This window comes from Actinomycetospora atypica, assembly GCF_042653685.1.
GTDB lineage: Bacteria > Actinomycetota > Actinomycetes > Mycobacteriales > Pseudonocardiaceae > Actinomycetospora > Actinomycetospora atypica.
Map to the genome: position 1 here is coordinate 70,164 of NZ_JBHSIV010000011.1, position 12,382 is coordinate 82,545.

At 74.2% G+C, this 12,382-nt stretch carries 14 protein-coding genes; 9 read left to right on the top strand and 5 right to left on the bottom strand.

Annotated features, from left to right (window positions below; translation table 11 throughout):
• The first annotated feature begins 26 nt into the window (after positions 1–26).
• Positions 27–1,031 (top strand): dephospho-CoA kinase, encoded by a 1,005-nt coding sequence (gene coaE, locus ACFPBZ_RS12750; RefSeq protein WP_378036423.1) that lies wholly within the window; start codon positions 27–29, stop codon positions 1,029–1,031.
• Positions 1,032–1,088: 57 nt separating this feature from the next.
• Here the strand turns inward: coaE and ACFPBZ_RS12755 are convergent, their stop codons facing one another.
• From ACFPBZ_RS12755 to ACFPBZ_RS12765, 3 genes are all read right to left on the bottom strand, one after another.
• Positions 1,089–1,601, bottom strand: coding sequence for a ribonuclease FAU-1 family protein (locus ACFPBZ_RS12755; protein ID WP_378036424.1), 513 nt, complete (start codon positions 1,599–1,601; stop codon positions 1,089–1,091).
• A gap of 64 nt (positions 1,602–1,665) precedes the next feature.
• Entirely contained in the window at positions 1,666–2,067 is a 402-nt protein-coding gene (locus tag ACFPBZ_RS12760) for a VOC family protein (protein WP_378036425.1), read from the bottom strand.
• Between the two features lie 36 nt (positions 2,068–2,103).
• Positions 2,104–2,517 carry a DUF6069 family protein gene (locus ACFPBZ_RS12765; protein ID WP_378036426.1) on the bottom strand — a complete coding sequence of 138 codons (414 nt, stop codon included), beginning with the start codon at positions 2,515–2,517 and terminating at the stop codon, positions 2,104–2,106.
• 114 nt (positions 2,518–2,631) lie between these two features.
• Between ACFPBZ_RS12765 and ACFPBZ_RS12770 the strand changes: the two genes are divergently transcribed.
• Genes ACFPBZ_RS12770 through uvrB form a run of 4 tightly spaced genes read left to right on the top strand, consistent with a single transcriptional unit; the run spans position 2,632 to position 7,242 of the window.
• On the top strand, positions 2,632–3,351 hold the full coding sequence (locus ACFPBZ_RS12770; protein ID WP_378036427.1) for a TetR/AcrR family transcriptional regulator: 720 nt from the start codon (positions 2,632–2,634) through the stop codon (positions 3,349–3,351).
• Positions 3,348–3,737, top strand: a complete 390-nt coding sequence (locus ACFPBZ_RS12775) for a nuclear transport factor 2 family protein (RefSeq protein WP_378036428.1) — start codon at positions 3,348–3,350, stop codon at positions 3,735–3,737. Before ACFPBZ_RS12770 ends, ACFPBZ_RS12775 begins: the two co-directional genes overlap by 4 nt.
• 40 nt (positions 3,738–3,777) lie before the next feature.
• Positions 3,778–4,953: a DUF5685 family protein gene (locus ACFPBZ_RS12780; protein ID WP_378036429.1), complete on the top strand. Its 1,176-nt coding sequence runs from the start codon at positions 3,778–3,780 to the stop codon at positions 4,951–4,953.
• A gap of 57 nt (positions 4,954–5,010) precedes the next feature.
• Complete coding sequence (gene uvrB, locus ACFPBZ_RS12785) at positions 5,011–7,242, top strand: excinuclease ABC subunit UvrB (protein WP_378036430.1); 2,232 nt, start codon at positions 5,011–5,013, stop codon at positions 7,240–7,242.
• 13 nt (positions 7,243–7,255) lie between these two features.
• Here the strand turns inward: uvrB and ACFPBZ_RS12790 are convergent, their stop codons facing one another.
• Both ACFPBZ_RS12790 and ACFPBZ_RS12795 read right to left on the bottom strand, forming a co-directional pair.
• A complete protein-coding gene (locus ACFPBZ_RS12790) occupies positions 7,256–7,942 on the bottom strand; it encodes a UdgX family uracil-DNA binding protein (RefSeq protein WP_378036431.1) in 687 nt (228 codons plus the stop codon).
• 36 nt (positions 7,943–7,978) lie between these two features.
• Positions 7,979–8,458, bottom strand: coding sequence for a GNAT family N-acetyltransferase (locus ACFPBZ_RS12795; protein WP_378036432.1), 480 nt, complete (start codon positions 8,456–8,458; stop codon positions 7,979–7,981).
• 61 nt (positions 8,459–8,519) lie between these two features.
• Between ACFPBZ_RS12795 and ACFPBZ_RS12800 the strand changes: the two genes are divergently transcribed.
• From ACFPBZ_RS12800 to ACFPBZ_RS12815, 4 genes are all read left to right on the top strand, one after another.
• Positions 8,520–9,797 (top strand): GAF domain-containing protein, encoded by a 1,278-nt coding sequence (locus ACFPBZ_RS12800; protein WP_378036433.1) that lies wholly within the window; start codon positions 8,520–8,522, stop codon positions 9,795–9,797.
• A gap of 79 nt (positions 9,798–9,876) precedes the next feature.
• Positions 9,877–10,932 carry a 2,3-butanediol dehydrogenase gene (locus tag ACFPBZ_RS12805; RefSeq protein ID WP_378036434.1) on the top strand — a complete coding sequence of 352 codons (1,056 nt, stop codon included), beginning with the start codon at positions 9,877–9,879 and terminating at the stop codon, positions 10,930–10,932.
• Positions 10,929–11,711, top strand: a complete 783-nt coding sequence (locus ACFPBZ_RS12810) for an acetoin reductase (RefSeq protein WP_378036435.1) — start codon at positions 10,929–10,931, stop codon at positions 11,709–11,711. The genes ACFPBZ_RS12805 and ACFPBZ_RS12810 overlap by 4 nt, the downstream gene beginning before the upstream one ends.
• A gap of 291 nt (positions 11,712–12,002) precedes the next feature.
• Positions 12,003–12,308: a hypothetical protein gene (locus ACFPBZ_RS12815; protein ID WP_378036436.1), complete on the top strand. Its 306-nt coding sequence runs from the start codon at positions 12,003–12,005 to the stop codon at positions 12,306–12,308.
• Positions 12,309–12,382: the final 74 nt, after the last annotated feature.

Genomic DNA, 12,382 nt, shown 5'->3' on the forward strand with positions numbered 1-12,382 from the left:
TCGACGGCTGAGGCAGACTCGGCGCCGTGCTGCGCGTGGGGCTGACCGGTGGGATCGGGGCGGGCAAGTCGACCGTGGCGGCGGAGCTCTCCGCGCAGGGCGCGGTGGTCGTCGACTCCGACCGGATCGCCCGCGAGGTCGTCGAACCGGGGACCGACGGTCTGGCGGCCGTGGTCGACGCGTTCGGGTCCGACGTCCTCGACGACGACGGGCGACTCGACCGGCCGGCGCTCGGGAGGATCGTCTTCGGCGACGACGAGGCCCGCGCGACCCTCAACGGCATCCTGCACCCGCGGATCGGGGCGCGGACCGCCGAGCTGGTCGCGGACGCGCCCGACGACGCGGTGGTCGTCCACGACGTCCCCCTGCTGGTGGAGAACGGCATGGGCGCCGCGTTCGCCCTCGTCGTGGTCGTCGACGCGCCGGAGGACGTCCGGATCGAGCGCCTGGGGGAGACCCGCGGCATGTCCGCCGACGACGCCCGGTCCCGCATCCGCGCGCAGGCCACCACCGCCTCCCGGCGCGCCGCGGCCGACGTGTGGATCGACAACGTCGGCTCCGAGGACGACGTCCGCGCCGCGGTGCGGGAGCTCTGGGAGCAGCGGCTCGTGCCCTACGAGGCGGCCGTGCGCTCGGGCACGCCCACCCCCTGGCCCGACGAGGTCGTCGACCCCGATCCCACGTGGCCCGAGCAGGCCCGTCGCCTCGCGGCCCGGGTCGCCCTCGCGGGGCAGCAGCACGTCGACCGGGTGGAGCACGTGGGCCCGACGTCGGTGCCGGACCTGCCCGCGCCCGACCTCGTCGACCTCCTCGTCGTACCGACCCCCGACGCCGACACCGCCGAGCTCACCCGTCTCCTCGAGTACGCGGGGTTCCCGACGATGGCCGGCGCCGACCCGGCGCGCCCGGTGCGGCTCGTCGTGGGCGCCGAGGACTCCGACCTGCTCGCCGCGCGCGACGCGGCGAGGGCGGATCCCGACCGGGTGGCCCGCGACCCCGACGCCGTCCGCGCCGAGGTCACCCCGGCCTGAGTGTCCGCACTGCGGCCATGCTGACGCTCGACGTCACAACCGCGGCAGGTACGGGCGTCAGCGCCAGGGCCAGTCGAGCACGACCCCGCGGGTCGCGAGCCACGCGTCGAGGTCGTGGCCGTGCTCGGCGATGCCGGAGTGCGTCGTCGACGCCGTGGTCAGCGCCCGCTCCGCGGCGTCCGGGGCCAGGAGCCCCGCCGCGACGGCCTCCACGTACTCGTCGACGTCGAGCAGCTCGGTGCGCTGCCCGGTGTGCACGACCAGGTCGAGGTAGTGGTCCGTCGTCGTCCAGACCGTTCCGTGGCGGGCCACGTCGGCGATGTCGACGTAGTAGTCCTGCATCCGGTCGAAGCCCGGCCGGAAGGTGAAGTCGGTGACCCGGATCCCGAGGCCGGGCAGCAGCCAGGACCGCATGTGCTCCAGCGTCGGGTGGTCGGGCATCGGACGGCTGAGGTAGAGCCCGAACGGCTCCTCGCGGTAGAGGTCGACGGCCCGGACGAAGCCCTTCGGGTCGGTGTTCGTGCCCTCGTCGACGGTGAACGTCTCGACCTTCGGGGGGTGCAGCGCCACGGGCGGGACCCTAACGACCATCGCCGCCCCGGAGGTCGGTCGCGGGGCGGCGGCGCGCGGACTCTCAGCCCCCGACGGCGGCGGGGTCCATCCAGACGACCTCCCAGACGTGGCCGTCCGGGTCGGCGAAGCTCGCGCCGTACATGAAGCCGTGGTCCTGGTTCGGCTTCCACTCCGAGCCGCCGTGGGCGAGGGCGGTGGCCCGCATCCGGTCGACGTCCTCGCGGCTGTCCGCGGAGAGGGCGAGCAGCACCTCGGTGGACTTGCGGGCGTCGGCGATCTCGCCCTCGACGAAGTCCGCGAAGCGCGTCGGGGTCATGACCATCGCGTAGATGTTCTCCTCGACCACCACGCAGGCGGTGTTCTCGTCGGAGAACTGCTCGTTGATCGTGAAGCCCAGGGCGGTGAAGAACGAGCGCGAGACGGTGACGTCCTCGACGGGCAGGTTGATGAAGATGCTGCGCACGGGGTGCTCCTTCGGGTGGCGGGGGATCGGGACGGGTCAGCGCCGGAACGCCGGGACGAGGAGGCCGACGGCCGTGTGGACCGCGACGAGGGCGATGCGGGTGCCGGTGGTGGCCTCGACGAGGAACACCGGGACGTAGGACGCGACGAGCACGACGACCGCGAGGACCGTCCAGATCGCCGTGCCGCGGCGCGTGAGGCGCTCGAGCAGCGCGAGGACCACCCAGCCGACGAGGGCGACGACGAGGGTGAACCCGGCCGTGACGACGAGGTCGATGCGGGCGCTGCCCGTGGGGTCGGTGATGACGTAGTCCGCGCCGGCGAGGTGACCGACGGCCCACACCGCGAGGGTGACCAGCAGCGTGGCGACGATCCCGGCCGGGCGGCGCAGGCGCGACCCCGTCGGGCGGGTGACCGCGGTGGACGAGGGACGGTTCTCGGTGAGCGACATGGCGGTCTCCTCTGCGGCCGGAACTGCGTCCGACAGAAACTGTGTCCGCCGGATACTGTGTACGGTAGACACAGAACGGTGTGACGGGCAAGACACCCGTCCGGAGGGAGCCCTATGAGCACGGGAGCAGCACCCGGCGGGAGCCGGTTGCTCTGGGACGTCGAGCAGCCGGCGGCCCGGGGACCCCGGCGGGCGCTCTCGCGCGACGAGGTCGCGGCGGCCGCGGTCGCCGTCGCCGACCGCGACGGGCTCGAGGGCCTGTCCATGCAGCGGGTGGCGGCCGAGGTCGGCCTGACGAAGATGGGCCTCTACCGCTACGTCGCCTCGAAGGAGGAGCTCGAGGCGGTGATGGTCGACGCGGCCGTCGAGGAGCCGCCGGCCCCGGGGGAGCTGGCGGGGACCTGGCGCGAGCAGGCCGAGGAGTTCGCCCGGCGGGTCGACCGGGTGTGGACCCGGCATCCGTGGGTGCCGCGGGTGACGATCGGCGAGCGTCTGATGGGTCCGCGGGAGGTCGGGTGGGTCGAGGCGGCCGTGCGCGTCTTCGAGCCGCTGGCCCTCACCCCCCACGAGCGGATGGACGCGGTCTCGATGCTGTTCGGGCACCTGCGGGTGGTCCACGCGGCCGCGTCCGCCGGCACGCGCCCCTGGACCGCCGACCCCGAGGGCGGCACGACGATGCGTGACCTCGTCACCGCGCACACCGACCGCTTCCCGGCCCTCGCCGCCGTGATGGCCGCCGGCCGCCCGCCGGAGGACGCGCGGTACGTCTTCGGCCTGCGCTGTCTGCTCGACGGGCTCGAGGTCGCCGCCGGTCGCGGGTCGGGTGCCGCATGAGCCGCCCCGCGGTCCTCGACCGCTACCTCGCGGCGCTCGACGCCGGCTCGGTCGAGGACGTCCTCGGCTGCTTCACCGCCGGCGGCGAGGTCGACTCCCCGCTCTACGGCCGCCTGCCGGCCGACCGCTTCTACCCCGCCCTGTTCGCCGACTCGTCCCCGTCCCGCACCACGCTGCGGCGCGTGTACGCCGATCCCGATGAGCCCCGCGAGGTCGCCCTCGCGTTCCACTACGACTGGACCCTCGCCGACGGCACGCCGGCGCCGTTCGACGTCGTCGACCTCGTGCGGCTCACCGACGACCGGGGCCGGATCGAGCAGCTCACCATCTGCTACGACACGGCGCCCCTGCGCGAGGCGTGGCGGAGGACGACGCGCTCCGACTGACCCGGACGGACGCTGGCGACGACACACCGCCACCGCGATCATGGCACCCGTGTTCGGCTTCCTGCGTCCGTGCCGCCACCACCTGACCCCCGCGCTGCACGCCCGCTGGTCCGAGCACCTGTGCGGGCTCTGCCTCACCCTGCGCGACGAGGCCGGTCAGCTCGCCCGGGCCACGACGCACGTCGACGCGCTCGTCGTGTCCGTCCTCGCCGAGGCCCAGGGCGTCGGCGGTCGTCGTCGGGCCGGCCCCTGCCCGCTGCGCGGCATGCGCGCCGCGGCGGTGGTGACCGGTGACGGGGCCCGGCTCGCCGCCTCCACCGCCCTCCTGCTCGCGGCCGACGCCGTGGACGACCACGTCGACGACGGCGACGGTCCGTTCGCCCGACGACCGGTGGCGCTGGCCGGTGCGCGGGTGGCGGGCACGTGGGCGCGCGCGGGGTCGAGGACCGCGACCGGCGTCGGGTTCGACCCGGCGGACCTCCTCGCGGTACCCGCCCGCCAGCGGGAGGCCGAGGGGTCGCCGCTCGCGACCCTCGCGACCGCCACGGTGCCGACCGAGGCGGCCGTCGGGTCGGCCCTCGCCCACACCGCCGTCCTCGCGGGACGGCCCGGCAACGTGGTGCCGCTCGACGAGGCCGGGCGGTTGCTGGGGCGGCTCGCGCACCTGCTCGACGCCGTCGCCGACCTCGACGACGACGCCGCGGCGGGGCGCTGGAACCCCCTCGCCGCCATGGGGACGAGCCGCGGGGACGCGCTGGCGCGCTGCCGGGACGCCGTCTCGGGCATCCGGTCGGCCCTGGGCCGGGTGTCGTTCGCGCCCGACGCGGACGTCGCCCGGCAGCTCGCCCATCGGCTCCTGGTGCACGAGGCCGGGCGGGCCGTGGACCGGGCCGCAGGACCGCCCGAGCCGCCCCTGGCGCCGTGGGACCCGTCGGCGCCGGTCGACGACCCGCCGGACGAGGCCTCTCCCGACGAGGAGCCGCCCGAACCCGCGCCGCCCTCCCGTCCGCCGCGGGGCCTGCTCGGCGGGTGTGCTGCCGCGGCCGGGCTGTGCTGCACCGGGCAGCTCTGCTGCGCCGACGAGTTCGTCGGGCCGTGGTCGGGGCGGCCGCGGCAGGGCTGGTGCTCGCAGTGCACCGACGGCTGCAGCTGCGGGTGCGACTGCTGTGACTGCTGCTCGGACTGTGACGGGTGTTGCAGCTGCGACTGCTCGTAGACGGCCGGATCCGCGGAGCGGGGGAGACTGTCGGGGGGTCGGGTTAGCCTCGGTGACATGGCGTTCGCTACCGAGGTCCCCGGTGCTGCCCGTGATGCGCACGGGGAGGAGAAGGGCACTCTTCTCGACAATCCCGAGGGCCTTCCCGAGGATGCGCTGGCCGAGTCCGAGTTCCGGCCGATCGGCGAGATCGAGCGCACCGGTGTGCCCTTCGAGGTGATCAGCCCGTACCAGCCGGCGGGTGACCAGCCCGCGGCCATCGACGAGCTGGAGAAGCGCGTGCGGGCGGGGGAGCACGACATCGTGCTGCTCGGCGCCACCGGCACCGGCAAGTCGGCCACCACGGCGTGGCTCATCGAGCGGGTGCAGCGCCCCACGCTGGTGATGGCGCCGAACAAGACGCTGGCCGCCCAGCTGGCGAACGAGCTGCGCGAGCTGCTGCCGAACAACTCGGTCGAGTACTTCGTCTCGTACTACGACTACTACCAGCCCGAGGCCTACATCGCGCAGACCGACACCTACATCGAGAAGGACTCCTCGGTCAACGAGGACGTCGAGCGGCTGCGCCACTCCGCCACCTCGAACCTGCTGCTGCGCCGCGACGTCGTCGTGGTCGCGTCGGTGTCCTGTATCTACGGCCTCGGCACCCCGCAGTCCTACCTCGACCGGTCGGTGAAGCTCGAGGTCGGCGAGGAGATCGACCGCGACACGCTGCTCCGCGCGCTGGTCGACGTGCAGTACACGCGCAACGACATGGCGTTCGCCCGCGGCACGTTCCGGGTGCGCGGCGACACGGTGGAGATCATCCCCGCGTACGAGGAGCTCGCGATCCGCATCGAGTTCTTCGGCGACGAGGTCGAGTCGCTCTACTACCTCAACCCGCTTACGGGCGACGTCGTGAACCAGGTGCAGGACGTCCGCATCTTCCCGGCGACGCACTACGTCGCGGGGCCCGAGCGGATGGAGCGGGCCATCAAGGCGATCGAGGCCGAGCTCGAGCAGCGCCTCGGCGAGCTGGAGAACCAGGGCAAGCTGCTGGAGGCCCAGCGGCTGCGCATGCGCACCAGCTACGACATCGAGATGATGCGCCAGGTCGGCTTCTGCTCCGGCATCGAGAACTACTCGCGCCACATCGACGGCCGCGGCCCGGGGACGGCGCCGGCCACGCTGATCGACTACTTCCCGAACGACTTCCTGCTGGTCATCGACGAGTCCCACGTGACCGTGCCGCAGATCGGCGGCATGTACGAGGGCGACATGTCCCGCAAGCGCAACCTCGTCGAGTACGGCTTCCGGCTCCCGTCGGCCACCGACAACCGGCCGCTCACCTGGGAGGAGTTCGCCGACCGCATCGGGCAGACGGTGTACCTCTCGGCCACGCCGGGCGACTTCGAGATGCGCCAGGCCGGCGGCGAGTTCGTCGAGCAGGTCATTCGCCCCACCGGGCTGATCGACCCCGAGGTGATCGTCAAGCCGACGAAGGGCCAGATCGACGACCTCGTGGCCGAGATCCGCACGCGGGTCGAGAAGGACGAGCGGGTCCTGGTCACCACGCTGACCAAGAAGATGTCGGAGGACCTCACCGACTACCTGCTCGAGCTCGGCATCAAGGTCCGCTACCTGCACTCCGAGGTCGACACGCTGCGCCGCGTCGAGCTCCTGCGCCAGCTGCGGTCGGGGGAGTACGACGTCCTGGTCGGCATCAACCTGCTCCGCGAGGGTCTCGACCTGCCCGAGGTGTCGCTGGTCGCGATCCTCGACGCCGACAAGGAGGGCTTCCTGCGCAGCGAGCGGTCGCTCATCCAGACGATCGGCCGCGCGGCCCGCAACGTGTCCGGCCAGGTGCACATGTACGCCGACCGGATCACCGACTCGATGCAGTACGCGATCGACGAGACCGCGCGGCGCCGCGAGAAGCAGATCGCCTACAACACCGAGCGCGGGGTCGACCCGCAGCCGCTGCGCAAGAACATCGCCGACATCCTCGACCGCGTCTACCGCGAGGCCGAGGACACCGAGGTCGAGATCGGCGGGTCGGGCCGCAACGCCTCCCGCGGTCGCCGTGCCGCGGGTGAGGCCGGCGGTACCCGGGGCCACTCGGGCGTCGTGGAGCACCGCGACACCAAGGGTATGGCGCGCGCCGAGCTCGCCGACCTCATCCAGCAGCTGACCGACCAGATGATGTCCGCGGCGCGCGACCTGCAGTTCGAGCTCGCCGGGCGGCTCCGCGACGAGATCGCCGACCTCAAGAAGGAGATGCGGGGGATGGACGCGGCCGGGGTCAGCTGAGCGGAGGCCCGGGTCAGCCGAGGAGCTCGGCGGCCTTCCGCAGGTCGGCGACGAAGCCCGCGCGCATCTCGGCGCCGTCCTGCCCGCGGGCGGGGTCTGCGCGCAGGATCGCCGACGGGTGGATCGTCGGCAGCAGCGTGGTGCCCTCCCACGGCCGGGGCTCGCCGCGCTCGCCGGTGATGCGGAACGACGAGCCGAGCAGCGCCTTGCCCGCGGTCGCGCCGAGGGTGACCAGGACGTGGGGCCGGACGAGGGCGAGCTCGCCGTCGAGCCAGGGCCGGCAGGCACGGACGTGCCCGACCTTCGGGGTCTGGTGGATGCGCCGGCTGCCCTGCTGCCGGAAGGAGAAGTGCTTGACCGCGTTGGTGACGTAGGCGTCCTCGCGGGCGATCCCGGCCTCGACGAGCGCCTCGTCGAACAGCTTCCCGGCCGGACCGACGAACGGGGACAGCGCCCGGTCCTCCTGGTCGCCCGGCTGCTCGCCGACGAACATCATCCGCGCGGTCACCGGCCCCGTGCCGAACACGGTGCCGGTGGTGCCCTCGTAGAGCTCGCACGCGGTGCAGCCGGCGGCGCGCTCGCGCAGCGTCTCGAGGTCGGGGGTGTCGGACACGGCGACGGCGGGCTCGGGGGCCTCCGGAGCGGGGGCCTTCGGGGCGGTCGGCTGCAGGTCGTCGGCGTCGAAGAGCGGCTCGGTCACCGGCCGGGGGTGCCCGCCGGGTCCCCGTCGAACCGCTCAGTCGGTGCGGCGGGCCATGATCAGCGAGGAGCGCAGGGTGCCGTCGGCGCGGCGGTAGTGCCGGTCGCGCAGGCCCTCGACGACGAAACCGGCACCTGCGTAGAGCGCGATGGCCCGCCCGTTGTCGGGCCAGACCTCCAGGTCGACCTTGTGCGCCCCGGTGGCGCCCGCGTGCTCCAGGACGGTGTCGACCAGGGCCCGGCCGCCACCGCGGCCCCGTCCGGCGCGGGCGATCGCCATCGACAGCCCGAGCACCCCCGGCACCCGGGTCCGCACCGTCGCGTGGCCCACCACCCGGCCGTCGTCGACGAGCACCCAGGCCGCGGCACCGTCGGTGTCGAGGAGGTCGCGGAACCCCGCGGCGCGGGCGGCGACGTCGACCGGCGGCTGGACGCCGAGGGTCCCCTCCGGCGCCACCGCCGCGATCACCTCGGCCATCGCGGCCGTGTCCGACTCCTGCGCGCGCCGCACGTCCACGGTCGTCCAGCCTGCCCGAGGGGCGCCCGCGCTCGCTGCCGACACCGCCCCGGGCGCGGTTATGCTGCCCGTCACAGGGGTGGCGGAGGTGCACGTGGTGGACGACGGGGTCTGCGCGGTGACGCGGAGCACCGACCTGCGCCGCCACGCGCGGCTGCTCCACGAGGCGCACGACGCCCGCCTCTCGGGCAGTCGCCCCGGGGTCCGCCGGGTGGTCGCCCGCTCCTGGGACCGCGTCCTGTCCTACGGGGTGGCGCCCGACGGCCGGACCCTCGACGACCCGGCCGCCCCCGACGTCGTCGAGCGCCGCCGCGCCGAGTCGCCGATCTCGGCGGTGCTCCCGGAGCTGCGGGCGAGCCTCACGGCGGTGGCCGAGGACGCCGAGCACATCATGGTGATCACCGCGGCCGACGGCTTCGTGCTGTGGCGGGAGGGCGCCGCGCGGGTCAACCGGCTGGCCGATGGCCTCGGCTTCTCGCCCGGGGCCGACTGGACCGAGGCCTCCGTCGGGACCAACGCCATCGGCACCGCGCTCGCCGAGCACGCGTCGGTGCAGCTGTTCTCCGCCGAGCACTTCGTGCGCGCCCAGCACCCGTGGACGTGCACGGCGAGCCCGATCCACGACCCGCGCACCGGCGAGATGCTCGGGGTCGTCGACCTCTCCGGGCCCGCCCCGACGGTGCACCCCACCACGGTGGCGCTCGTCCACACCGCGGTGCGGCTGGCGGAGTCCGGCCTGTGGTCCCGGCACGAGGCGCGGCTCGACGGGCTGCGGTCGGTGGCGGCGCCCCTGCTGGCCCGCGAGTCGGGCCCGGCGCTGGTCGTGGACGAGCACGGCTGGGTCGCGGGCGCCACCGGGCTGGCGCCGCGCGACCGCGTCGGGACTCCGCGGGCGGGGGAGGCCCTGTTCGTCCACGGGCTCGGGGCGTGCCTGCCCGACCGGGTGCCCGGCGGCTGGCTGATGCGCCCCGTCGCGGCCGACGCGACCGCCACCCGCCTGCGCCTCGACCTCGACACCGACCCGGCCGGGGCCGTCGTCGAGGGCCGCGAGCAGTGGCGCCACGCGCTCTCGCGCCGCCACCTGCAGATCCTCGCCCTCCTCATGGGCGCGGGGCCGGCCGGGCTCGACGCCGCCGCGATCAGCCGGGCCCTCTACGACGACGCCGACCACCTCGTCACGGTCCGGGCCGAGCTGTCCCGGCTGCGCCGCGTGCTCGGGGGCCTCATCGCGGCCCGGCCCTACCGGATCGCCCCGGGGGTGGAGGTCGACGTGCCCGCGCCGGCCGTCGTCGCCGGCCTGCTCGGACGGCCTGCAACACCTGTGCAACCCTGGCCGTGACCCGGGTCACTCCCGTGGGATGGAGACATCCCGACCGAGGAGGACCTATGCCCCTGACCCCGTCGCTCCGCCCGCCCCGATGAAGGCCGCCCGCTTCCACGGACGCGGCGACGTCCGCGTCGAGGACATCGCCGAACCCCACCCCGGCCCGGGGCAGGTCCAGATCGCCGTCGAGTGGTGCGGCATCTGCGGCACCGACCTGCACGAGTTCCTCGACGGCCCGATCTTCACCCCCACCCCGGCCGCCCCGCACCCGCTGACCGGCGGCGCCGTCCCGGTCACCCTCGGGCACGAGTTCGCCGGGGTCGTGGCCGAGGTCGGCAGCGGTGTCACCGGGCTCTCCGAGGGGCAGCGGGTGGTCGTCGAGCCCTACGACGTGTGCGGCACGTGCAGCGCGTGCCGGGACGGCCGCTACAACGTCTGTCGCCAGCTCGGGTTCATCGGCCTCGACGGCGACCAGGGCGGGTTCGCCGAGCGCATGGTCGTCGACCAGCGGTGGGTGCACCCGATCGACGGGCTGACCACCGAGCAGGGCGCCCTCGTCGAGCCGCTCGCGGTCGGCTACCACGCGACGAAGCTGGCGGGCCTGCCCCGCGGCGGCACGGCCGCGGTGTTCGGCTCCGGCCCGATCGGGCTCGTCACCGCGGCGGCGCTGCGCGCCACCGGGGCGGGCCAGGTGATCGTCGTCGAGCCGGCCGAGGCCCGGAAGGCGAAGGCGCCGGGCGCGGGGGCCGACCACGTGCTCGACCCGACCGAGGTCGACGTGCCCGAGGCGATCCGCGAGCTCACCGACGGCCGGGGCGCCGACGTGACCTTCGAGTGCGCCGGCATCGACCAGGTGCTCGCGAGCGCCGTCGCGTCCACCCGACCCGGCGGGACGTGCGTCAACGTCGCGATCTGGGGCCACCCCGCGACCTTCGACGTCAACTCCCTCGTCTTCTCCGAGGTCACCCTCATCGGCTCGCTCGCCTACGCGAACCGGCACGAGGAGGTGATCGAGCTGATCCGCAGCGGCACCGTCGACGTCGAGCAGTTCATCACCGGGCGGATCGCCCTCGAGGACATCGTCGAGAAGGGCTTCCGCGAGCTCATCGACCACAAGGAGTCCAACGTGAAGATCCTGGTGCACCCGTGAGCGCGCCGCAGGAGAGGGTCGCCGTCGTCACCGGGGCCGGCCGGGGGATCGGGGAGGGCATCGCCCGGCGCCTCGCCGCCGACGGCCTCGCGGTGATGGTGTCCGACATCGACGCCGACACGGCCGCCCGCACGGCCGAGGCGATCACCGCCGACGGCGGGCGGGCCGCGGCGCACGCCGCCGACGTGTCCGACCGCGACGCCTGCTTCGCCCTCGTGGCCGCCACGCGCGAGCAGCTCGGCGGGATCGACGTCATGGTCGCCAACGCCGGGATCGCGCAGGTCAAGACACTGCTCGAGGTCACGCCCGACGACCTGCAGCGGATGCTCGCGGTCAACCTCGGCGGCGTCCTGTGGTGCCTGCAGGCGGCCGCGGAGGCGATGATCGAGCAGGGGCGCGGCGGGAAGATCATCTCGGCGTCGTCCATCGCCGGGCACCAGGGCTTCGACCACCTCGGGCACTACTCGGCGTCGAAGTTCGGCGTCCGGGCCCTGACCCAGGCCGGCGCGAAGGAGCTCGCGCAGCACGGGATCACGGTGAACGCCTACTGCCCGGGCATCGTCGACACGACGATGTGGGAGGAGATCGACGCCGGGCTCGGCGGCTACCTGGGCACCGGCAAGGGCGAGGCGTTCACGCAGTACTCCCAGCTGATCGCGCTCGGCCGCCCGCAGACCGCGCAGGACGTGGCCTCCTACGTCTCCTACCTGGCGAGTCCCGACGCCGACTACATGACGGGGCAGGCCGGGATCGTCGACGGCGGCATCGTCATGATCTGACCCCTCCGGGACGGAGCGAACGGCCCTCTCGCGCGCGTAGAAGCAGCGGAAGTGCCGTTCGCTCCAGCCGGGACAGGTGGGCACCAGACGAGTGCGCGCCCTCCGGTTGCGGGCCGGGGTGGCGCGAGTAACATCGCCGTCATGATCGCGCGGGCAGCGGTAGTACCCCAGCGCGTCGGGTGAGCCAGGCTCCCGGCGCGCAACACCACGGCGCGCCGCCGTGAGCCCCGAAGTACGACTCCCGAGACCTGGCTCGGATTCCAGCAGCGGATCCAGCATCAGGAGACAGTCGTGACCACCTTCGCCCCCATCCCCGCCGCCGAGCTCGAGCTGGCCGTCAACGGCCCCGGCCGTCGCCCCTCGCGGCTGCCCCGCCCGTTCACGATGGTCACCACCGGCGGGATGCCCGGCGTCATGACCCTGGCCTCGAAGCTCTGCGAGCTCGGCTACCGGGTCCCCGACTTCGCGGTCGACGTCCACGAGGGCGTCTCCTGCTCGAGCATCTCCTGCACGGTCGCGCTCACCACCGACGAGTGCGCCGCCTTCGCGGAGGTCGTCCGCGCGCTGCCGGGCGTCGAGTCGGTCGAGCCCTACTGACCGACGGGAATCCGGTCGCGGGCGCAAGCCGCCCCGCCTAGCGTCTCCCGACGTGGCACCGCTCCCCGACAGTT

Bases quoted from the DNA above. Each gene is read 5' to 3' on its own strand.
- ACFPBZ_RS12765 (WP_378036426.1), bottom strand. From the start codon at position 2,517: ATGTCGCTCACCGAGAACCGTCCCTCGTCCACCGCGGTCACCCGCCCG.
- ACFPBZ_RS12770 (WP_378036427.1), top strand. From the start codon at position 2,632: ATGAGCACGGGAGCAGCACCCGGCGGGAGCCGGTTGCTCTGGGACGTC.
- ACFPBZ_RS12775 (WP_378036428.1), top strand. From the start codon at position 3,348: ATGAGCCGCCCCGCGGTCCTCGACCGCTACCTCGCGGCGCTCGACGCC.
- ACFPBZ_RS12780 (WP_378036429.1), top strand. From the start codon at position 3,778: ATGGCACCCGTGTTCGGCTTCCTGCGTCCGTGCCGCCACCACCTGACC.
- uvrB (WP_378036430.1), top strand. From the start codon at position 5,011: ATGGCGTTCGCTACCGAGGTCCCCGGTGCTGCCCGTGATGCGCACGGG.
- ACFPBZ_RS12800 (WP_378036433.1), top strand. From the start codon at position 8,520: ATGCTGCCCGTCACAGGGGTGGCGGAGGTGCACGTGGTGGACGACGGG.
- ACFPBZ_RS12805 (WP_378036434.1), top strand. From the start codon at position 9,877: ATGAAGGCCGCCCGCTTCCACGGACGCGGCGACGTCCGCGTCGAGGAC.